The organism is Microbacterium sp. Clip185 (genome assembly GCF_028743715.1).
GTDB lineage: Bacteria > Actinomycetota > Actinomycetes > Actinomycetales > Microbacteriaceae > Microbacterium.
Genome location: NZ_CP117996.1, coordinates 702,122 through 722,681 on the forward strand (window position 1 = coordinate 702,122; position 20,560 = coordinate 722,681).

General features: G+C 69.1%; 19 protein-coding genes and 1 pseudogene. 14 read left to right on the forward strand and 6 right to left on the reverse strand.

Annotated elements, in window-relative coordinates; genetic code table 11:
- The first annotated feature begins 2 nt into the window (after positions 1-2).
- From rimI to PQV94_RS03415, 4 genes are read left to right on the forward strand one after another with little or no spacing between them, the layout of a single operon-like run.
- Positions 3-494, forward strand: coding sequence for a ribosomal protein S18-alanine N-acetyltransferase (gene rimI, locus PQV94_RS03400; protein WP_274288210.1), 492 nt, complete (start codon positions 3-5; stop codon positions 492-494).
- Positions 482-1,540, forward strand: coding sequence for a tRNA (adenosine(37)-N6)-threonylcarbamoyltransferase complex transferase subunit TsaD (tsaD, locus tag PQV94_RS03405; protein ID WP_274287401.1), 1,059 nt, complete (start codon positions 482-484; stop codon positions 1,538-1,540). Before rimI ends, tsaD begins: the two co-directional genes overlap by 13 nt.
- A gap of 41 nt (positions 1,541-1,581) precedes the next feature.
- Complete coding sequence (locus PQV94_RS03410) at positions 1,582-2,109, forward strand: hypothetical protein (protein ID WP_274287402.1); 528 nt, start codon at positions 1,582-1,584, stop codon at positions 2,107-2,109.
- 57 nt (positions 2,110-2,166) lie between these two features.
- Positions 2,167-2,400, forward strand: coding sequence for a hypothetical protein (locus tag PQV94_RS03415; protein WP_274287403.1), 234 nt, complete (start codon positions 2,167-2,169; stop codon positions 2,398-2,400).
- On the opposite strand, the gene PQV94_RS03420 is transcribed toward PQV94_RS03415, so the two are convergent.
- Positions 2,401-3,588, reverse strand: coding sequence for a class I SAM-dependent methyltransferase (locus tag PQV94_RS03420; RefSeq protein WP_274287404.1), 1,188 nt, complete (start codon positions 3,586-3,588; stop codon positions 2,401-2,403). It lies immediately after the preceding gene.
- Between the two features lie 141 nt (positions 3,589-3,729).
- Between PQV94_RS03420 and groES the strand changes: the two genes are divergently transcribed.
- The 3 genes from groES to PQV94_RS03435 all read left to right on the forward strand — a co-directional run bounded on the left by groES (position 3,730) and on the right by PQV94_RS03435 (position 6,547).
- The gene (gene groES, locus PQV94_RS03425) at positions 3,730-4,026 is read left to right on the forward strand and encodes a co-chaperone GroES (protein ID WP_047543013.1); all 297 of its coding nucleotides are present in this window, start codon (positions 3,730-3,732) and stop codon (positions 4,024-4,026) included.
- 91 nt (positions 4,027-4,117) lie between these two features.
- Positions 4,118-5,071, forward strand: coding sequence for an EamA family transporter RarD (gene rarD / locus PQV94_RS03430; protein ID WP_274287405.1), 954 nt, complete (start codon positions 4,118-4,120; stop codon positions 5,069-5,071).
- 159 nt (positions 5,072-5,230) lie between these two features.
- Positions 5,231-6,547, forward strand: a complete 1,317-nt coding sequence (locus PQV94_RS03435; protein ID WP_274287406.1) for an ABC transporter substrate-binding protein — start codon at positions 5,231-5,233, stop codon at positions 6,545-6,547.
- 843 nt (positions 6,548-7,390) lie between these two features.
- Here PQV94_RS03435 and PQV94_RS03440 read toward each other — a convergent pair.
- The 4 genes and pseudogenes from PQV94_RS03440 to PQV94_RS03455 all read right to left on the reverse strand — a co-directional run.
- Positions 7,391-8,140, reverse strand: a pseudogene (locus PQV94_RS03440) (ABC transporter ATP-binding protein); the annotation flags it as partial.
- Positions 8,137-9,147, reverse strand: coding sequence for an ABC transporter ATP-binding protein (locus PQV94_RS03445; protein ID WP_243226849.1), 1,011 nt, complete (start codon positions 9,145-9,147; stop codon positions 8,137-8,139). The pseudogene PQV94_RS03440 and the gene PQV94_RS03445, both read right to left, overlap by 4 nt.
- Entirely contained in the window at positions 9,140-10,123 is a 984-nt protein-coding gene (locus PQV94_RS03450) for a branched-chain amino acid ABC transporter permease (RefSeq protein ID WP_274287407.1), read from the reverse strand. Before PQV94_RS03450 ends, PQV94_RS03445 begins: the two co-directional genes overlap by 8 nt.
- Positions 10,124-10,126: 3 nt before the next feature.
- Complete coding sequence (locus PQV94_RS03455; RefSeq protein WP_274287408.1) at positions 10,127-11,485, reverse strand: branched-chain amino acid ABC transporter permease; 1,359 nt, start codon at positions 11,483-11,485, stop codon at positions 10,127-10,129.
- A 396-nt stretch (positions 11,486-11,881) separates the two neighbouring features.
- Between PQV94_RS03455 and guaB the strand changes: the two genes are divergently transcribed.
- On the forward strand, positions 11,882-13,384 hold the full coding sequence (gene guaB, locus PQV94_RS03460) for an IMP dehydrogenase (protein ID WP_274287409.1): 1,503 nt from the start codon (positions 11,882-11,884) through the stop codon (positions 13,382-13,384).
- Positions 13,385-13,454: 70 nt separating this feature from the next.
- Entirely contained in the window at positions 13,455-14,120 is a 666-nt protein-coding gene (locus PQV94_RS03465) for a TMEM175 family protein (protein ID WP_274287410.1), read from the forward strand.
- 84 nt (positions 14,121-14,204) lie between these two features.
- Here the strand turns inward: PQV94_RS03465 and PQV94_RS03470 are convergent, their stop codons facing one another.
- A complete protein-coding gene (locus PQV94_RS03470; protein ID WP_274287411.1) occupies positions 14,205-15,647 on the reverse strand; it encodes a DHA2 family efflux MFS transporter permease subunit in 1,443 nt (480 codons plus the stop codon).
- Positions 15,648-15,725: 78 nt separating this feature from the next.
- On the opposite strand from PQV94_RS03470, the gene PQV94_RS03475 reads away from it, so the two are divergent.
- From PQV94_RS03475 to guaA, 5 genes are read left to right on the forward strand one after another with little or no spacing between them, the layout of a single operon-like run.
- On the forward strand, positions 15,726-16,337 hold the full coding sequence (locus tag PQV94_RS03475) for a TetR/AcrR family transcriptional regulator (RefSeq protein WP_274287412.1): 612 nt from the start codon (positions 15,726-15,728) through the stop codon (positions 16,335-16,337).
- Positions 16,338-16,371: 34 nt separating this feature from the next.
- Positions 16,372-17,487, forward strand: coding sequence for a GuaB3 family IMP dehydrogenase-related protein (locus PQV94_RS03480; RefSeq protein ID WP_274288211.1), 1,116 nt, complete (start codon positions 16,372-16,374; stop codon positions 17,485-17,487).
- A 13-nt stretch (positions 17,488-17,500) separates the two neighbouring features.
- Positions 17,501-18,325 (forward strand): SURF1 family protein, encoded by an 825-nt coding sequence (locus PQV94_RS03485; RefSeq protein WP_274288212.1) that lies wholly within the window; start codon positions 17,501-17,503, stop codon positions 18,323-18,325.
- A 47-nt stretch (positions 18,326-18,372) separates the two neighbouring features.
- Positions 18,373-18,858 carry a DUF3817 domain-containing protein gene (locus PQV94_RS03490; protein ID WP_274287413.1) on the forward strand — a complete coding sequence of 162 codons (486 nt, stop codon included), beginning with the start codon at positions 18,373-18,375 and terminating at the stop codon, positions 18,856-18,858.
- Positions 18,855-20,435, forward strand: a complete 1,581-nt coding sequence (gene guaA / locus PQV94_RS03495; protein WP_274287414.1) for a glutamine-hydrolyzing GMP synthase — start codon at positions 18,855-18,857, stop codon at positions 20,433-20,435. The genes PQV94_RS03490 and guaA overlap by 4 nt, the downstream gene beginning before the upstream one ends.
- Positions 20,436-20,560: the final 125 nt, after the last annotated feature.

Genomic DNA, 20,560 nt, shown 5'->3' on the forward strand with positions numbered 1-20,560 from the left:
CGATGCCGGCCGATCTCGACGCGATCATGCGCCTGGAGCGGGCGAGCTTTCCGACGGATGCGTGGAGCGATGCCATGATGCGCGAGGAGCTCGCCTCGCCCCACGGGCACTACGTCGTGCTGGAGGAGGGCGGCCGGCTGATCGGCTACGCGGGCCTGCGTGCGCCGGCCGGAGCGCGCGACGGCGACATCCAGACGATCGCCCTGGACGAGACGGCGCGGGGGCGGGGCTTCGGACGGGCGCTGCTGCGCACGCTGTTGGCGAAGGCCGACGAACGAGGCGTCCGTGAGGTGTTCCTCGAGGTGCGCGACGACAACCCCGTCGCTCGGGGACTGTATGCCTCGGAGGGCTTCGTCGAGGCAGGCCGGCGCCCCCGCTACTACCAGCCCGACGACGTCGACGCGATCGTCATGCGCCTTGACGTGCCGGCGTGGGCGGCGGCCCGCGGTGAGGATGCGGCGGCATCCGGTGTGAACGGAGGATGGTGCTCGTGAGCGGACCACTCGTGCTCGGCATCGAGACAAGTTGCGACGAGACCGGTATCGGCATCGTCCGAGGTCGTGAGCTGCTGACCAACACGATCGCCAGCTCCATGGACGAGCACGCCCGTTACGGCGGGGTCGTCCCCGAGGTCGCCGCGCGCGCTCACCTGGAGGCGCTGCAGCCCGCGATCCACGCCGCGCTCGCCGAGGCGGGAGTCGGCCTCCACGACCTGGATGCGGTCGCCGTCACCTCCGGGCCAGGACTCGCGGGCGCCCTCATGGTGGGTGTGGGGGCGGCGAAGGCGCTCGCTGTGGGGCTCGGCAAGCCGCTGTACGCCGTCAACCACCTCGTCGGGCACATCGCCGCCGACATCCTCGATGCGGATGCGGCACCCCTCGAGTATCCGACGGTGGCCCTGCTCGTCAGCGGCGGGCACACCTCCCTGCTGCTCGTGCGCGACCTCACGAGCGATGTGGAGCTGCTCGGCGAGACGGTGGACGACGCCGCGGGGGAGGCGTTCGACAAGGTCGCTCGCATCCTGGGCCTGCCCTACCCGGGAGGTCCGCAGATCGACCGCGCCGCCGCCGAGGGCGATCCCACCGCCATCCGCTTCCCGCGCGGGCTCTCCCGCGCGTCCGACATGGCGGAGCACCGCTACGACTTCTCGTTCTCGGGTCTGAAGACGGCCGTGGCGCGCTACCTCGAGCAGACGCCGGACGCCTCTGTGCCCGACGTCGCCGCATCCTTCCGCGAGGCGGTCGTGGACGTGCTCGTGACCAAGGCGCTGGATGCGTGCGAACGCTACGACGTGCCGCGCCTGCTGCTGGGCGGCGGCGTCATCGCCAACCGCAGGCTGCGCGACGTGGCTGTGGAGCGCGGCACGGCGGCCGGCGTCGCGGTCCGCATCCCGCCGCTGAGTCTGTGCACCGACAACGGGGCGATGATCGCGGCCCTGGCCGCCGAGCTCATCTCTGCGGGGCGCGCTCCCTCGACGCTGCGCTTCGGCGCCGATTCCACGCTGCCGGTCACCGAGATCCAGGTCGCGGAGCAGCGGTGAGTCACGAGCGGGAAGGAGACGCGCCGGAAGAGCCGGCGTCGATGACATCGGCGTTCGGGCCGGACGACGCGGCCGCGCAGCCGCTGCTGGCCGCGGCCCTGGATCCCTCGCCGGAGAAGAGCCCCGTCGACGACCGGCCGGTCCTCGCCCGCGTCGAGTCGCCCTCGGACGACGTCGTCGTCCCGACGCAGGCCGCCGCGCTGCCCGGCACCCATCGCGGTGGATTCACCCGCCCGCCGACCGCGCCCGTCGACGTGCAGGAGCAGGTCGCCGAGCACGAGGAGCCCCTCGCGACGACCGCGACCCTGCCCACGACGGATGCGGGCGCGCCCGCCAACTTCGCGACCCTCTCGCTCGGGTTCGCGGTGGTGGCCCTCATCGTCGCCATCGTGGTCGGCTGGGGGTTCCCGATCGGGGTAGGGGCGGTCGTCCTGGGGCTTATGTCGCTGCGCGGGAGGGTGGAGAGCCGCCCGATCGCGGCGTGGGGCGTGGCCCTCGGCGCCCTCTCGTTGGTCTACAGCGCGGGATGGCTCGTGTACGCCGGTATTCGGTCGGGCTGGCTCGGCTGACGTTTCTCCCCTCCGAGCGTGCCGTGTGGGCCGGCTGCGCTTGATAGGTTCGCAAGCATGGGGATCGAGTGGGGACGAATCAGCCCTGTCATCGTGGTCACTGCCGGGATTCTGGCCTGCATGCTGGTGCCGAGCGTCGTGTTCATCGCCGTGTCGGCGTTTCTCGACGACAACGCGCTGCTGGGGGCGGCGGCGGTCGTTGCGGCAGGCGGGATCGTGATCGGAGCCGCCGCGGCATTCGTGTGCGCGGGGGCGATGTTCCGACGACGCAGGGCCGTCGGCGAGGGCTGATCAGACGCGATCCGCCAGGATCGCCGTCCGTTTGTCGCCGATCCGCGTCAACAGCAGCGTGGCCGAGGCATCGCCCTTGAGCTTGAGCCGGGTGCGCAGCTGGGCCGGGTCCACGTCGACGCCGCGCTTCTTGATCTCGAGCGTGCCGATGCCGCGTTCGCGCAGAGCCCTGGCGAGCTTCTTCTCGTCGGCGGGGAGCTGCTCGCGCACGCGGAAGCTCTGCACGAAAGGGCTCGTGACCGGCTCGTCCGAGGTGAGGTACGCGATGCGTTCGTCGAGCGTACCCGCATCCAGCGATCGCGCCACGTCTCCGATCAATCGGGCCCGGATGACGGCGCCGTCGGGTTCGTGCAGGAACGCGCCGAGCGGGCGGGGGGCGACATCCTCCGCGTCTCGGGCGGAGGTGAGCTCGTGCACCTCGTCGCCGCGGACGACGAGCGCCGCGCGCCGTACCCCCTCGCGCGCCAGCTCCCGGGAGAAGAGCACGAGCTCGATCGTCGACCCGTCCACGCTGATCCACTGCGCCTCGACATCGTCGGGGATGCTGTCGCGGTCGAAGCCGGGGCCGAGCTTGATCCCGGTGGGGACGCGTCCGGCGAGCTCGAACGCCCAGCTGAGTGCCGGACTGTACTCGTCCTGGTGCAGCCGATCGTTGTGGCTGCCGCCCACCGGGCGGCGCGCGGGGTCGAGCCACACCGCATCCATGTCGCTGAGATCGACGTCCTCCGCGCGGGCGTGCGAAACCGTGACGGTGTCGCCGAAGGGGGCCAGATTGTAGGCGGCGACGGCGGCCGTCGGCTCATCGGCGTCCACCGCGGTGACCTCGAGCCCGAGGGCCGCGAAACCCAGGGCGTCGCCGCCGATGCCGCACCCGAGATCCGCGATGCGGCGGCGACCTGCGTCGCGGAACCGGCCGGCATGGCGGGCGGCCACGCTCAGGCGCGTGGCCTGCTCGAGACCCGCCGGGGTGAAGAGCATCCGGGCGGCGAACGGCCCGAACTTCACTGCGGCGCGCGAACGGAGTCGCGCCTGGCCGACGACGGCGGAGACGAGGTCGGGCCCGTGGCCCGCGGCGCGGAGCCTGCTGACGGCCGCCGCGACGGCTGCCGTCGATTCGACCGGGCCCGTCTCATCCAACAGGCGCAGGCCCTCGGGGGTGAGAAGGGCGCGCAGCTCGCTCATCTCCATCGCTCCAGCCTAGGCGCGAGGCCGTGTTGGCACTCGCGTTGCACGAGTGCCAGGACGCCTCTAGACTTGCCATTAGCACTCTCGGTGTGAGGGTGCTAACTGAGTCTTCCGTTTCACGAAGCGAGAAAGAAGAGGTAGACCGTGTCGGTTTCCATCAAGCCGCTCGAGGACCGCATCGTCATCCAGCAGGTCGAGGCCGAGCAGACCACCGCTAGTGGCCTGGTCATCCCCGACACCGCCAAGGAGAAGCCCCAGGAGGGCGAGGTCGTGGCCGTTGGTCCCGGCCGCATCGACGACAACGGCAACCGTGTTCCGCTCGACGTCGCCGTCGGCGACCGCGTGATCTACAGCAAGTACGGCGGCACCGAGGTCAAGTTCGGCGCCGACGAGTACCTCGTGCTCTCCGCACGCGACGTGCTCGCGGTCGTCGTTCGCTGACATCGCCCCCTCGAAGCCCCCGGCCACTCGGTCGGGGGCTTCGTTCATTGCGGGCGCGTCCCGGTGGCGGCTGCGGTTCTAGGCTGGATCGGTGAACCCACGCACCCCCACCGAGCAGGGCCTCGCCGGCGGCCTCTACGCCTTCTCCGCATATCTGCTGTGGGGCGTGCTCCCGCTGTACTTCCTGCTGCTCGCGCCCGTGGGCGCCTTCGAGATCGTCGCGTGGCGCATCCTGTTGTCGCTCGTGTTCTGCGCGCTCCTGATCGTGGTGACGCGCTCGTGGCGGCGCCTCGCGGCGATCCTGCGCCAGGGCAGGCTCGTCGCCCTCACCGTGCTCGCCGGCATCCTGATCTACGTCAACTGGCAGACCTACCTCATCGGCACTCTCAGCGGCCACGTCATCGAGACGAGCCTCGGCTACTTCATCAACCCGATCGTCACGGTGCTGCTGGGCGTGCTGGTGCTGCGAGAGCGGCTGCGCCCTACCCAGTGGGTCGCGATCGGGCTCGCGACCGCCGCGGTCGTGGTGATCGTGGTCGGCTACGGCGCGATGCCGTGGATTGCCCTCATCCTCGCGTTCTCGTTCGGCTTCTACGGACTCGTGAAGAAGAAGATCGGCCCGTCCGTGGATGCGGTCAGCGGGCTCACTCTCGAATCGCTCTGGCTCACGCCGCTCGCCCTCGTGCAGCTGGTCGTGGTGGGACTGACGACAGGACTGGGCTTCGCGTCCGCGGGGGTCGGCACCACGGTGGCCCTCGCCCTGGCGGGGGTCGTGACGGCCGTTCCGCTGCTGCTGTTCGCCGCGGGCGCGCGCCGGGCGCCTCTGACGTTGCTCGGCATCATCCAGTTCGTCGCACCCGTGCTGCAGTTCCTCATCGGATGGTGGGTGCTGGGTGAGCCGATGACGGCCGGACGCTGGGCGGGCTTCGCGCTCGTGTGGGCGGCGCTCATCCTGTTGACCGCGGATTCCGTCGTCGCCTCGCGCCGTGCACGCCGGGGCGCAGGATTGCAGAACGCTCCGTCTGACGTGGCCGAATTGGCGTAATGCGTCGAAAAGCGGCGTGATTCATAACGATTTCGTCGCGAAAGGGTGCGGGGACTGTGCGCGACGCGCGCCTACAACACACTCGTAACAATGCGCGGCTAGCTTCTGGCGCAACGCGGCGTCCAGGTCGCGCATTGAAGAGTGAAAGGACGGAACCAGATGGTTCACTCCAAGAAGGCGTGGTTTGCCGCGACCGCCCTCGCGGGCGTCTCGGCGCTTGCGCTCGTCGGGTGTGCCGGCGGGGGCGAAGCAGCGCCCTCCGGCAGCTCAGACGCAGGTGGCGGCGACTACTCGGCGCAGAACTGCGCCGACGGCACCACGAGCGCTGACATCCTGAAGGTCGGCACCCTGCTGCCCACCACCGGAACCCTGGCATTCCTCGGCCCGCCCGAGATCGCCGGTGTCGGCCTGGCTGTCGACGACATCGTCGCCGCGGGCGACAAGGCATGTACGTTCTGGACCGACTCCGGTGACAGCAACGACATGACGGTCTCCTCCGCCTCGGCCGACGAGCTCATCAACGCGAAGGTCTCGATCGTGATCGGCGCCGCATCCTCCTCGGTGTCGCTGAACGTCGTCGACAAGCTCACCAAGAGCGCGAGCCCGATCGTGCAGATCTCGCCCGCGAACACGGCGGCGTCGCTCTCGGGCTACTCGCCCTTCTACTTCCGCACCGCTCCGCCGGACACGGTGCAGGGTTCCGCGCTGGGTCAGCTCATCACGAGCGACGGCAACGCGAACATCGCCTTCCTCGTGTTCAACGACGCGTACGGCACGGGTCTGCGCGATGTGATCGAGCAGACGGTCACGGGCGCGGGTGGAGCGGTCACCTACGGCGCCAAGGGCGCCGGCCAGGAGTTCCCTCCCGGTCAGACCACCTTCTCGTCCGAGGTGACGGCGGCGCTGGCCACCAACCCCGACGCGATCGTGATCATCGCCTTCGACGAGACCAAGGCGATCATCCCCGAGCTCGTGTCGCAGGGCTGGGACATGTCCCGCACCTACTACACGGACGGCAACACGTCGGACTTCTCGAAGGACTTCGAGCCCGGAACCCTCGAGGGAGCACAGGGAACGATTCCTGGTGCCAACCCCGCCGAGGACTTCAAGGAGAAGGCCTCCGCGTGGCACAAGTCGGTCGAGGGCTCGGCCCTGGACGACTACTCCTACTCGGCTGAGTCGTACGACGCCGTCATCCTCTCGGCCCTCGCGGCCCTGAAGGGCGGCGCCACCGACCCCGCGACCATCCAGGCGAACCTGGCGGCGGTGTCGGGCGCGACGGGTGGCGAGGAGTGCTCCACGTACGCGGACTGCAAGGAGCTCATCGCCGGCGGCAAGGACATCCACTACACGGGTGTCGCCGGTACGGGACCGTTCAACGACAAGAACGATCCCTCGAGCGCCTTCATCGGCATCTACAAGTTCGACGGTGACAACAAGCCCGTCTGGCAGAGCGCTGTCGAGGGCAAGTCTTGATCTGACTGCTCCGCTCACACGAACGCCCCCGGGTCCGCCCGGGGGCGTTCGTGCGTTTCCGGGTCCGCCCGGGGGCGTTCGTGCGTTTCCGGGGCGGTGCCCTCGCGCGCGTCCCGCCCTCGCCCCGCATTCGCCCCGCCCTCGTCCCGCTCGGGTCTCTTGAGCGTGTGGGTTGCGCGTTCGAGGGACGCCTCTTGTCGTGTCGGGGGCGTTGGCGTCGCGTTTCGGGTCTCTCGAACGGGTGGGGCCTGTGTTCGAGGGACGCGTGTTGGAGGGACGCGTGTTGTCGTGTCCGGGGGCGTTCGGGTCGCGTTTGGGGTCTCTTGAACCGGCGGCGCCTGTGTTGGAGGGACGCGTGTTGTCGCGCCGGGGGCGTTGGGGTCGCGTTTGGGGTCTCTTGAACGGGCGGCGCCTGTGTTGGAGGGACGCGTGTTGTCGCGCCGGGGGTGTTCGGGTCGCGTTTCGGGTCTCTCGAACGGGCGGCTCGCGCGGGCGAGCACAGGGCGCGCGGTGGGGTGGGCGCGCGGCGAGGTGGGGCGGGAACCGAGGCTCCGCGCCGCAGGAGCGGGGCTGAGGGCCGGCAACGGAGAAGGGGGCGGATGCGGGTGCATCCGCCCCCTTCGGAGCGCTCAGGCGGCGTGTGGCGCCGCGCGGATCTCAGGCCTTGCCGGCGTCGGGCTCCACGCCCGGCTCCGACATGGGCTCCGCACCGGGCGGCAGGTCTTCCGCCGCGCTCGAGCCGGAGGTCACCGAGGTCGGGACCTGCTCGTCGGGCGTGACGGTGCCCGCGGGAGCAGGCTCTGCGGTCGCGGGTGCGGTAGGGGCGGCACCGGATGCGGGTGCGGACTTGTCCGCATCCACGTCGGCTGCGAGCGTGCCGAGGTAGAGCTGGATGACCTTCGGGTCGTTGGCGAGTTCGCGCCCTGTGCCCGTGTAGGCGTCGCGTCCCTGGTCGAGCACGTACGCGCGGTCGCAGATCTGCAGGCAGCGGCGCGCATTCTGCTCGACCATGATCACGCTCACGCCCGCCTTGTTGATGCGCCGGGTGCGGATGAAGGTCTCGTCCTGGCGGACGGGCGACAGGCCGGCCGAGGGCTCGTCGAGCAGCAGCACGGACGGGTCCATCATGAGCGCACGGGCCATCGCGACCGACTGGCGTTCACCGCCCGAGAGGGACCCGGCGCGCTGATCGCGACGGTCGGCGAGCACCGGGAAGATCTCGAAGATCTTGTCGAGCTGCTCGCGGAACTTCCGCGGCTTCTGGTAGATGCCCATCTGCAGGTTCTCCTCGATCGTCAGCGAGGGAAACACGTTGTTGGTCTGCGGCACGAACCCCACACCGGTCGAGACCAGCTTGTTCGGCTTCCAGCCGGTGATGTCGGTGCCCTTGAGTGTGACGGAGCCGCCGCGGATCGACACCTGGCCGAACACCGCCTTCAGGAACGTCGACTTGCCGGCGCCGTTCGGGCCGATGATGCCGATGAGCTCGCCCGGGTGGGCGACGATGTTCACGCCGTTGAGGATGTTGACCCCCGGCAGGTAGCCGGCGTGCAGGTCCTTCGCGACGAGGACCGGTTCGGTCGCGTTCGTCATGAACGGTGCTCCTTTCCGAGCGCCTCGTCGATCTGCCGCTCGGCGGCCGCGTCGGCGGCCTCCGCCTCGGCCTCGAGCTGTTGGATGACCGAGGTGTCGAGCAGCGAGTCGTCACCGAGGTCGGTGTCGTGGTGCGCACCGAGGTACGCGTCCACGACCGCCTGCTGGTTCATGACCTCGCCCGCGGGGCCTTCGGCGACGATCGCGCCCTGCGCCATCACGACCACCCAGTCGGAGATGTGGCGCACCATGTGCATGTCGTGCTCGACGAACAGCACCGTGGTGCCGTCGTCGCGCAGGGCCTGGATGTGTCCGAGCAGCGACTGCGTGAGCGCCGGGTTCACACCCGCCATGGGCTCGTCGAGCATGATCATCTTCGGGTCGCTCATGAGAGCACGCGCCATCTCGAGCAACTTCTTCTGCCCGCCCGAGAGGGAGCCTGCGAGGTCTTCGCGCTTCTCGTACAGTTTGAAGCGCTGCAGGAGATCCATCGCCTTCTCGGTGATCTCCTTCTCCCGCTTGCGCCAGAGCGCGGGGATCAGAGCCACGGCCATGTTCTCGCCGGGCTGGTCTCGCGCGCCGAGCAGCATGTTGTCGAGCACTGTCATGCGCGAGAGCGCCTTCGTGAGCTGGAAGGTGCGCACCATGCCGCTGCGGGCGACCTTGGATGCGGCGGTGCTCCCCAGCGTCCGGCCGTCGAACGACCATCTGGCCGCCTTGTCGGCCGGCGGCCCGCCGAAGGCGCGCTTCGCGCTCGTCGGCTTGTCGAAGCCGGTGATGAGGTTGAAGAACGTCGTCTTGCCCGCACCGTTGGGGCCGATGAGGGCCGTGATGGCGCCGCGCTGAACCTCCAGGTGGTCGACGTCGACGGCCGTCATACCGCCGAAGCGGCGGATGATGTTGTCGACGACGAGGATGGGGTCGGGCTTCGGTGCGCCGGGCGTCTGCGCGACGTGCGACAGGCTTTCCTGTGCGGCCGCCTGGGCCGCCGTGATCGGCTCAGACATTGAAGCTCAGCTCCTTCTTGCTGCCGAGGATGCCCTGTGGTCGGAAGATCACCAGGAGCATCAGCGCGATGCCGATCACGATCCACGAGAACTGATCGGTCTGCTGGGTGGACATGATCGAGTCGGGCACGACGATGTCGGTGATGCCCTGGATGAAGATGCGCACCGCGAAGAACAGGATCGAGCCCAGCACGGGTCCGAAGATGGTCGCGGCGCCGCCCAGCAGAAGCGCGGTCCAGATGAAGAACGTCGTCGAGCGTCCGAGTGCGTCCGGCTGGACGGAGGACGGGAGCACGTAGATGATGCCGGCGAACGCGCCGAGCACACCGCCGAGCACCAGTGCCTGCATCTTGTAGGAGTAGGCGCTCTTGCCGAGGCTGCGCACCGCATCCTCGTCCTCGCGGATGCCCTTGAGCACACGACCCCACGGGCTGCGCATGAGCAGCCACACCAGCACGAGGAAGACCGCGACGAGCGCCCAGGCGACGATGCGGATCCACCATCCGCTCACGCCGTTGTTCTCGTACGTGAACCAGAGGATGGTCGTGGAGCCGTCCGGCAGGAACGAGAGCTCGTTGAACGGGTCACGGTAGGTCGCACCGGGGAGGCCGTTCGAGCCGCCGGTGATGGGACCCATGATCGAGGAGCGCCCGACCATGCGCACGATCTCGGCGGCCGAGATCGTGACGATCGCGAGGTAGTCGCCGCGCAGCTTCAGCGTGGGGATGCCCAGGATGAGGCTGAAGATGACGACCGCGATGATCGCGATCAGCAGTGACGGCCAGAATCCGAGGCCCGCGCCGATCGACACGGCGAAGCCGTAGGCGCCCAGCAGCATGAAGCCCGCCTGGCCCATGTTGAGCAGACCCGTGTAGCCGAAGTGGATGTTCAGGCCGATCGCCGCGATGGCGAAGGCCGCCGTGGCGGGTGAGATGGCGCTGGCCGCCATCTGGGTGAGGAGGTTCAGGAATTCCATGTGTCAGCCCACCCGTTCCTTACGACCGAACAGACCCTGAGGTCGCACCAGCAGCAGCAGGATCAGCAGCAGCAGGGCTGTCGCGTACTTGAAGTCGCCCGGCAGCCAGATATTCGTCAGCTCGACCGTCATCCCGATGATGAGGGCGCCGAACAGGGCGCCGAAGGCGGTGCCGAGACCGCCCAGGGTCACCGCGGAGAAGAGCAGCAGCAGCAGCTGCATGCCCGTCATCCAGTTGATGCCGTTGAGCACGAGACCGAGCAGGATGCCGGCGAGTCCGGCCAGCGCCGCCGATGCGGTCCAGATCAGGCGGATCACCCCGTCGACGTTGATGCCGGATGCGGCGGCCAGAGCCGGGTTGTCGCTGACTGCGCGGGTGGCGCGTCCGACGCGGGTCTTGACCAGGAACAGGCCCACGGCGACGAGGACCACGACCGCGATGCCCATGGCGATCAGCGAGTCCTGGCTGAGCGAGACGGGGCCGATCTGCACGGGCTTCGGGTTGGCCATGACGATACGCACGGTCGATGCGCCGATGAAGAACTGGAACACGTACTGCAGTGCCAGCGACATGCCGATCGTGACGATCATGAGCTGCGTGAGCGAGAGCCTCTTCTTGCGCAGCGGTTTCCAGATCGCCAGATCCTGCGTGTAGCCGAAGGCGGCGCAGAGCACGATGACGATGATGCCGGCGAGCCAGATGTTCAGCCCCAGCAGGTTCGCGAAGACGAAGGCGAGGAGACCGCCGAGGGTCACGAGCTCGCCGTGGGCGAAGTTCGAGATGCCGGTCGTGCCGTAGATCAGCGAGAGTCCCACGGCCGCGAGTGCGAGCAGCAGTCCGAGCCGGAGTCCGGACGCCGCCTGCTGGGCGAGGCGGTCCCAGTTGAATCCGGAGTCGGCCGTCGTGCCGCCGTTCGTGGTACCGCCGTCACCGCTGCCGCCGGCCGATTCGAGCGAGAACAGTGCGGCGGTGTTGGCGCCGAGCGTCACGGTCCGAACCTGCGGTTCGTCGCTTCTCAGGGTGACGCCGTCGGGCAGCGTGTCCGCGTCGACAGTGACCGAGTACTCCCCGGGCTGCTTGACGCTCAGCGACCAGCGGCCGTCGTCGTCGGTCTCGGTGGAGACGGTGCCGCCGGGACCGGTGGCGGTGACCACGACTCCCGCTCCGGCGTCGCGCAGCGTTCCGGAGAGGCAGCCGACGGTGGCGCTGGGGGCGCAGACCTCGGTCTGCTTGGCGCTGTCATCGGTCGTCTCGGCGTGAGCCGCGGTAGGGATAAAGGTCAGCAGCGCGACGATGAGCGCGGCGAAGAGGAGAAGAATCCCGGGTAGGGATCGTCTCTCGGTCGCAGTGGTGGAAACCACGGAACCTCCAGTCGGGGACACGCACCCAGGATGCGGTCGGCATCGGCAATGACGACGACGCTACGAGCGTATTGTGTCCGTCGTGTTTCAGCGAGGACACGCCCCGGCCACGATCGCCTCATCGACGGATTCCGTCACCGGATGCCGTCCGAGCCTACGTAATCCGCAATCGCGCATCCCGCTGTCGCCCGCCCCTGTGGATACGTCGGAGCTCGCGGACGTGCGCGCGCGATAACGGATGCGGGAACAAATCCGCATCCGTGGCCGCTTACAATCGACAGACGTCGGGAAACCCTCGCCCGGACCGTGATCGGCCGGTGTTCGGGGCCTGCTCCCGCGTCTGAGGTCTAAGGCGACCCGCCGCATCCGCGAGTGCCGGCGGGGGAGGAGAGCGCGATGGAAAACAACGACCCGTTCGGCTTCGTCGGACTGACCTACGACGACATCCTGCTGCTTCCCGGGCACACCGATGTCATCCCGAGCGAGGCCGACACCTCCTCGCGCGTGACCCGCCGCATCACGGTGGCGACGCCCCTGATCTCGGCGGCGATGGACACGGTCACCGAGGCGCGCATGGCGATCGCGATCGCCCGCGAGGGAGGTCTCGGCATCCTGCACCGCAACGCCTCCATCGCCGATCAGGCCGCGATGGTCGACCGTGTCAAGCGCAGCGAGTCCGGCATGATCTCCGACCCCGTCACCACCACCCCCGACGCCACGGTCGAAGAGGTTGACGCGCTGTGCGCCCAGTATCGCATCTCGGGGCTCCCCGTCGTCGACGAGGAGGGGCACCTGGTCGGCATCATCACGAACCGCGACATGCGCTTCGTCTCCGGCTTCGAACGCCGCACGACCTACGTCCGCGACGTCATGACGAGCGAGAACCTCATCACCGCTCCGGTCGGCGTCAGCGCAGGTGACGTGATCGCGGCGTTCGCGAAGCACCGTGTCGAGAAGCTGCCCCTCATCGATGAGGAGGGCAAGCTCGCCGGTCTCATCACCATCAAGGACTTCGACAAGAGCGAGAAGTACCCGCTCGCCACGAAGGACGACCAGGGGCGTCTGCGCGTCGGTGCTGCCATCGGCTTCTTCGGCGACGCATGGGAGCGCGCGGAGGCGCTGCGCGACGCCGGCGTCGATGTGCTGGTCGTCGACACCGCCAACGGGCAGTCGGCGGGTGTCATCGACATGGTGCGTCGTATCAAGGCGGACCCGTCGTTCGCCGACATCGACGTGATCGGCGGCAACGTCGCGACCCGCGAGGGTGCCCAGGCGCTCATCGACGCCGGCGTGGATGCCGTCAAGGTCGGCGTCGGACCGGGCTCGATCTGCACGACCCGCATCGTCGCGGGCGTCGGCGTCCCCCAAGTGACAGCCATCTGGGAAGCCTTCCAGGCCGCACGCGAGGCCGGCGTGCCGGTCATCGCCGACGGCGGCCTGCAGTACTCGGGCGACATCGCCAAGGCGCTCGTCGCCGGTGCCGACACCGTGATGCTCGGTTCGCTCCTCGCCGGCACCGACGAGTCCCCGGGCGAGATCGTCTTCCAGGGCGGCAAGCAGTTCAAGCTGTACCGCGGCATGGGTTCGCTCGGCGCGCTGCAGACGCGCGGCAAGAAGACCTCCTACTCCAAGGACCGCTACTTCCAAGCCGACGTTCCCAACGACGACAAGCTGATCCCCGAGGGGATCGAGGGTCAGGTTGCCTACCGCGGGCCGCTGTCCGCTGTGGCCTACCAGCTCGTGGGAGGCCTTCGCCAGTCGATGTTCTACGTCGGTGCGCGCACCGTCGAGGAGCTCAAGGCCAAGGGACGCTTCGTGCGGATCACCCCGGCAGGGCTCAAGGAGTCGCACCCGCACGACGTGCAGATCGTGGTCGAGGCGCCCAACTACAAGCGCTGACCGAGCCCGTCCGAAACGCCGCATCCCGTCGGGGTGCGGCGTTTCGCGTGCCGGGGCTACGCTGACGCTCGTGATCCGCAGGCGTCAGCACCCCGAGGCCACTGTCTCGACGCGGCGGCTCGAGGCCTACACCGATGGCGTGTTCGCCATCGCGGCCACCCTGCTCGTGCTGGATCTGACGGCCCGCACCTTCGACGGCGTGCGCACCGACGCCGACCTGTGGGCGGCGCTGGTCGGCATGACGCAGCCGTTCTTCACGTTCTTCATCAGCTTCCTCATCCTGAGCCTGATGTGGCGGGCGCACGTCGAGCAGTTCGAGCACATCTCCCGCATCGACACGCTCGGTACGTGGATCAACTCGGCGCGGCTCTTCTTCATCGTGCTCGTGCCCTTCACCTCGACGATCAACAACGAGTTCACCGACCTGGTGCTCGGGCGGATGCTTCTGCCGATCAACTTCCTGCTGGCGATCGGATGCAGCTGGGCCCAGTGGGCGTGGGCGATGCGCACGCGCGATCGGTCGATGCCCGACTTCCCGCTCTCCGAGGCCCGCATCCAGGGCGGCGGAGCGCTCAGCGCCCTCATCATCTCGGCGGGTGTCGTTGCCCTCAGTCCGCTCGCCGGCTCGCTCGCCTTCCTTCTGTTCCTCGTCGACGGCCCGCTCACGCGCTTGCTATCCCGACCGCGTGCGACGCCGGACGCCGATGCGCCGTCACCGGACGCGTCCGCCGGCTAGCGGCGCGACCGAACTCCTGCAGAATCGCCTGGTTCCCGGGGCCGGAAGCCGAAGAGGCGCGTTCTGCAGGAGTTCGGGCCGTGCTCAGACGCCGACAGCGACCTCCTCGCGAGCGGAGGCGGATGCGGATGCGGCGGGCGTCTCGGTGGCGGGGCGCGCCGATCGGCCGGCCGGCAGCCACAGGGCCGCGACGGCGGCGATGACCAGAACGGCGGCGCCGACGTAGACAGCGGGCCGTGCCGCATCCACGTAGGAGTCGGGGAGGAGCTGGCCGCCCGCGCCTACGAAGATCGCGGTCATGACGGCGGTTCCGAGCGCGACGCCGATCTCGCGAAGGGTCGAGTTCACCCCTGATGCCTTGGCGTGGTCGACGAGCCCGAGGGTTGCGAGCAGCGCCGTCGCGGAGGGGGCGAAGACGAGTCCCATGCCGATCCCCGCGAGCAGGAACGGCGCGATGAGAGAGGGGTAGTCGAGCGAGGTCGAGAGGATCGTCGCGATCCAGGCGAGGGCCGCCGCCTGGAAGGCGAGGCCGGCGACCATGAGGGCCCTGGTGCCGATGCGCCCCGAGAAGACGCCGGCCAGCGGCGCGACGAACATCGGGGCGATGGTCCAGGGCGTCGTCTGCAGCGCCGCCTCGAGCGGAGAGGCGCCCTGCACGACCTGCAGGTACTGGATGAGGAGGAAGACGGCGCCGAAGGTTCCGAAGCTGAAGGCGATGCCGACGACGTTCGTGAGGGTGAACGAGCGGTCGCGGTACAGGCGCAGCGGCATGAGGGGCGCCTTCGATCGCCACTGCCAGACGAGGAAGCCGAGGATCAGGGCCGTGGCCGCGGCGATCTCGCCGACGACGGATGCGGAGCCCCATCCGTCGTCGTTGCCGCGGACGACCGCGTGCACGAGAGCCAGTACGCCCACGCCGGAGACGATCGTGCCGACGACGTCGATGCGGGCGCGCTCGCCGCGGTCGTTGCCGAGCGCGTAGAGGGCGAGCGGAATGGCGACGATGGCGACGGGCACGTTCAGCCAGAAGATGGCCTGCCAGTTCCAGCCCTCCATGACGGCGCCGCCCACGAGCGGTCCCACCGCGACACCGAGCCCGGAGACGCCGCCCCAGATGCCGATGGCGAGGGGGCGGCGCTGGATGGGAACGCCGCCCGAGAGCAGAGCGAGCGAGAGGGGGAGTACCCCTGCGCCGCCGAAGCCCTGCACAGCTCGGGCGACGATGAGCTGCGTCGGATCGGTGCTGAGGGCCGCGAGTACGGAACCGATCCCGAAGACGGCGATTCCGACGAGGAAGACCGATCGTCGGCCGAGCCGATCGCCGAGGGCGGCGGCGAGCAGGATCGTCGAGGCGAACGCGAGCGTGTAGGCGTTGACGAACCACTGCAGCTGCTCGACGCTCGCACCGAGTTCGGTGTGGAGCGCGGGCAGCGCGTTGGTCATGACGAGGTTGTCGAGCGTCGCCATGAACATCGGGAGCGATGTCGCAGCGACGACGAGGGCGAAGGGGCGTGAGGGAGTCGACACGAGGAGTCGTCCTTTCGGTTGTAATCGAATGATTACTAAACTGAGGCGACTGTAGTTATCGACTGATAACATGTCAACATGGCTTCCGAAACGATGGCGTCGAAGAAGCGATTGAGCTCCGAGGAGCGCCGCGCGCTGATCACGGAGGCCGCGATCGCCGTGTTCGGAGCGAAGGGGTACGTCGGCACAACCACCGACGACGTCGCACGCGCGGCCGATATCTCGCAGCCCTACGTGGTGCGACTGTTCGGCACGAAGGAGCAGCTGTTCCTCGCGGCCTTCGATGAGACGTTGCGGTTGCTGTTCGAGGCCTTCGAACGTGCGGCCGGTGCGGGCGTGGACGATGAGATCGAGGCGCGGATGGGGCACGAGTACATCGGCCTGCTGCGCGTGCGCGGGCTCCACCAGACCCTCTCGCATGCGTTCCTGCTCGGCGCCCATCCGGTCATCGGCCCGCGTGCGCGCGACGGATTCGCCCGGGTATGGCAGTACGTGCGGGATCTCGGACTGTCCACTGCTCGCGCGCAGGAGTTCCTGGCGCAGGGCATGCTGATCAACACGATGATCGGTCTGCGGGTCGCCGACGAATCCGAGGGTGATCCTCGCATCTCCGATCTGTTCGCCGCGTGCTTCCCGCGCGACAAGGCGACCGTGCTCGCGCTCGCTCCGCGCGTCGACGAACCGTGGTGACGTCTCTGACGACGGCTAGGCTGGTGTGGTGAGCATGGACATCGAGATCGGCCGCGCCAAGCGGGCCCGGCGCGCGTACACCTTCGACGACATCGCCGTGGTGCCGTCGCGCCGCACGCGCAACCCCGAGGATGTTTCGACCTCGTGGACGATCGACGCCTTCTCGTTCGACATCCCGGTGCTCGGCGCCCCGATGGACTCGGTGGTGAGCCCCCGCACCGCGATCATGCTCGGCCAGCTGGGCGGGCTGGGCGTGCTCGATCTCGAGGGCCTGTGGACGCGCTACGACGACCCGGAGCCGCTGCTGTCCGAGATCGCGACGCTGTCCTCGGTCGATGCGACGCGGCGGATGCAGGAGCTGTACGCCGAGCCGATCAAGCCCGAACTCGTGCGCGACCGCCTCGCGGAGATCCGCGCCGCGGGTGTGACGGTGGCAGGCTCCCTGACGCCGCAGCGCACGCAGGACCTCTACGAGACGGTCGTCGCCGCAGGGGTCGACCTCTTCGTCATCCGCGGTACAACGGTCTCGGCCGAGCACGTCTCCTCCGTCGATCAGCCGCTGAACCTCAAGAAGTTCATCTACGACCTCGACGTGCCCGTCATCGTCGGAGGAGCGGCCACATACACCGCAGCCCTGCACCTCATGCGCACGGGTGCGGCCGGTGTGCTGGTCGGCTTCGGCGGGGGAGCGGCCTCGACCACGCGCGCGACGCTCGGCATCCACGCGCCGATGGCCACCGCGGTCTCCGACGTCGCCGGCGCGCGCCGCGACTACCTCGACGAGTCCGGCGGGCGCTACGTCCACGTCATCGCCGACGGCGGCGTGGGCACATCGGGTGACATCGTCAAGGCGCTCGCGATGGGCGCCGACGCCGTCATGCTCGGCGTCGCGCTCGCTCGGGCGACGGATGCCCCGGGTCAGGGCTTCCACTGGGGCCCCGAGGCCCACCACCCCAAGCTGCCGCGCGGCAACCGTGTCAAGGTCGATCAGGTCGCATCCCTCGAAGAGGTGCTCTACGGGCCGGCGCCGGTCGCCGACGGCACGGCGAACCTCATCGGGGCCCTGCGCAAGTCGATGGCCACGACCGGATACTCCGACCTCAAGGAGTTCCAGCGGGTCGAGGTCGTCGTCGCCCCCTACGGACGCTGAGGTCGGCCGTCCCATCGTGAGCTCCCCCGCATCCGACGACCTTCCCGAGGTCTTCCCCCCGACTCTGCGCGAGGTCATGCTGCGCGGTCGCTGGATCGCGATGCTGCTGCTGTGCCTCGCCGTCGCGGCGGTGTTCGCGTGGCTCGGCCAGTGGCAGCTCGCGCGCGCGGTCGACACGGCTCCGCGCGAAGAGGGGGCAACCGAGCAGGTCATGCCGATCGCCGAGGTCGCCGTCCCCGGGGAGTACCTGACGGATCCGCTCATCGGTCAGCGCGTCGAGGTCAGCGGTACGTTCGTTCCGAGCGACTTCATCGTCGTCGCCTCGCGGTACAACGGCGGTGTCGAGGGGTACTGGGTCACCGCCCACCTGCGCGCGGTCGATCCGGACGCCTCACTCGCGGTCGCCGTGGGCTGGGCCGCTTCGCGGGACGAGGCGGATGCCGCCGCCGAGGCGCTGTCCCAGAGCACCGACGCGAACGAGGTCGTCACGCTCACGGGACGGATCGTCGCCGACGAGGGGCCCGTGCCGCCGCCCAAGAGCGACCCGTGGGAGATCACGCGGATGTCGCCCGCCGCGCTGCTGAGTCGTTGGCAGGACATCGGCGACACCGACGTCTACCGTCAGTTCGTCGTGGCGGACGACCCGATGGGCGGCCTCGCCGACATCGATTCGCCGGCCCCGGATGCGGGATCCGCCGTCAACTGGCTCAACATCTTCTACGCTGCCGAATGGGTGATCTTCGCCGGCTTCGCGTTCTATCTCTGGTACCGCCTGGCGAAGGATGCGTGGGAGAAGGAGCTCGAGGAGCTCGCGGACGCCGAGGCCGTCGACGCCTGAGTCCCGGGGCCGGGCGGGCGCTCGGTCGCACGACTAGACTGGGGTGCATGCCCGCCCCGAAACTCGCCACCTTCCCGGCGATCCGCAAGGCGCTGCGGTTCTACCAGATCTGCTCCGTGATCACCGGCGTCGGCCTGCTGTTGCTGGTCACCGAGATGATCCTGAAGTACACGCCCTCGCTCGCCGTCGAACTGTTCCTCGGCGGATCGGGCGGATTCCTCTGGTTCGCGCCGGTCGTGCCGGGCCCCGAGGGCGACTTGGTCTCCACCGGCGACGGCGTCAATCTGTCGCTCGGCATCCTCATCGTGCACGGCTGGTTCTACGTCGTCTACCTCATCGCCTGCTTCCGCGTGTGGAGCCTCATGCGGTGGCCGCTGTGGCGTCTGCTGCTGCTCGCGGCGGGCGGTGTCGTGCCCTTCCTCTCCTTCGTCATGGAGGCGATCGTCGCCCGTGACGTCAAGCGCTACCTCGCGGTCCGTGAAGCCGCCGAGGCACCTCCCGCATCCGCCGCCGCGACAGAGAGCAGCCGTTGACCGAGCAGACCGATACCTCCCAGCGTCCCGTGCTGGTCGTCGACTTCGGCGCCCAGTACGCGCAGTTGATCGCCCGTCGTGTGCGCGAAGCCGGCGTCTACAGCGAGATCGTGCCGCACACCGCATCCGCCGCCGACATCGCGGCGAAGAACCCGGTGGGCATCATCCTCTCCGGCGGACCGTCGTCGGTGTACGAAGACGGGGCCCCCGCACTGGACACGGAGGTCTTCGATCTCGGTGTGCCGACCCTCGGCATCTGCTACGGCTTCCAGGTCATGGCCCAGGCCCTCGGCGGCGAGGTCGCGAACACGGGACTGCGCGAGTACGGCGCCACCGATGCGACGATCGTGACCGAGGGGACGCTGCTCGAGGGCACCCCGGCCGAACAGAACGTCTGGATGAGCCACGGCGACCAGGTCTCTCGTGCGCCCGAGGGCTTCGACGTGCTCGCGCGTACCGCGGCGACGCCCGTCGCCGCCTTCGCCAACGACACGCGCCGGTTCTACGGCGTGCAGTGGCACCCTGAGGTCAAGCACTCCGACTACGGCCAGACCGTGCTGGAGAACTTCCTCCACAAGGCGGCGGGCCTCGGGGCCGACTGGAACAGCGGCAACGTCATCGCCGAACAGGTCGAGAAGATCCGCGCGCAGGTCGGCGAGGGCCGCGTCATCTCGGCGCTGTCCGGCGGCGTCGACTCCGCCGTGTCCACCGCGCTCGTGCACAAGGCCGTCGGCGACAAGCTCACGGCGATCTTCGTCGACCACGGGCTGCTGCGAAAGGGCGAGCGGGAGCAGGTCGAGAACGACTACGTCGCCTCGACGGGTGTGCGCCTGATCACGATCGACGCGCGCGAGCAGTTCCTCGGCGCCCTCGAGGGCGTGAGCGACCCCGAGCAGAAGCGCAAGATCATCGGCCGCGAGTTCATCCGCGCCTTCGAGGCCGCCGAGCGCGACCTGGTCGCGGAAGCTGCTGCCGACGGCGAGCCCATCCGGTTCCTCGTGCAGGGCACGCTCTACCCCGACGTCGTGGAGTCGGGCGGCGGTGCGGGTACCGCCAACATCAAGAGCCACCACAACGTGGGCGGTCTGCCGGAAGACCTGCAGTTCGAGCTCATCGAGCCGTTGCGCACGCTGTTCAAGGACGAGGTGCGCCAGATCGGCCGCGACCTCGGCCTTCCGGAGGCGATCGTGGCACGCCAGCCCTTTCCGGGCCCCGGCCTCGGCATCCGCATCGTGGGTGAGGTCACCGCTGACCGCCTCGAGATTCTGCGGGACGCCGACGCCATCGCGCGTGCGGAGCTGACCAAGGCGGGCCTGGACGGCGAGATCTGGCAGTGCCCGGTCGTGCTGCTCGCGGACGTGCGTTCGGTCGGTGTGCAGGGCGACGGACGCACCTACGGACATCCGATCGTGCTGCGCCCCGTCTCCAGCGAGGACGCAATGACGGCGGACTGGACCCGTCTGCCGTACGACGTCCTGTCGAAGATCTCCAACCGGATCACGAACGAGGTGCGCGACGTGAACCGCGTGGTTCTCGACGTCACGTCGAAGCCCCCGGGGACCATCGAGTGGGAGTGAGCTCGGGGGACACCGAGCTCAGGGTGTCCCTTCTCAGGCACGAGCGGGGACCCCTGCACCCCGATTGCCCGAGAAGGGACACCCCTTCGCTCTCCGCTCAGGAGAGTGGAGAGAGATGATCGCCT

Bases quoted from the DNA above. Each gene is read 5' to 3' on its own strand.
- PQV94_RS03420 (WP_274287404.1), bottom strand. From the start codon at position 3,588: ATGGAGATGAGCGAGCTGCGCGCCCTTCTCACCCCCGAGGGCCTGCGC.
- PQV94_RS03490 (WP_274287413.1), top strand. From the start codon at position 18,373: ATGCCCGCCCCGAAACTCGCCACCTTCCCGGCGATCCGCAAGGCGCTG.
- PQV94_RS03480 (WP_274288211.1), top strand. From the start codon at position 16,372: ATGGACATCGAGATCGGCCGCGCCAAGCGGGCCCGGCGCGCGTACACC.
- PQV94_RS03410 (WP_274287402.1), top strand. From the start codon at position 1,582: ATGACATCGGCGTTCGGGCCGGACGACGCGGCCGCGCAGCCGCTGCTG.
- tsaD (WP_274287401.1), top strand. From the start codon at position 482: ATGGTGCTCGTGAGCGGACCACTCGTGCTCGGCATCGAGACAAGTTGC.
- PQV94_RS03475 (WP_274287412.1), top strand. From the start codon at position 15,726: ATGGCTTCCGAAACGATGGCGTCGAAGAAGCGATTGAGCTCCGAGGAG.
- guaB (WP_274287409.1), top strand. From the start codon at position 11,882: ATGGAAAACAACGACCCGTTCGGCTTCGTCGGACTGACCTACGACGAC.
- PQV94_RS03435 (WP_274287406.1), top strand. From the start codon at position 5,231: ATGGTTCACTCCAAGAAGGCGTGGTTTGCCGCGACCGCCCTCGCGGGC.
- rimI (WP_274288210.1), top strand. From the start codon at position 3: ATGCCGGCCGATCTCGACGCGATCATGCGCCTGGAGCGGGCGAGCTTT.
- PQV94_RS03415 (WP_274287403.1), top strand. From the start codon at position 2,167: ATGGGGATCGAGTGGGGACGAATCAGCCCTGTCATCGTGGTCACTGCC.
- PQV94_RS03445 (WP_243226849.1), bottom strand. From the start codon at position 9,147: ATGTCTGAGCCGATCACGGCGGCCCAGGCGGCCGCACAGGAAAGCCTG.
- PQV94_RS03450 (WP_274287407.1), bottom strand. From the start codon at position 10,123: ATGGAATTCCTGAACCTCCTCACCCAGATGGCGGCCAGCGCCATCTCA.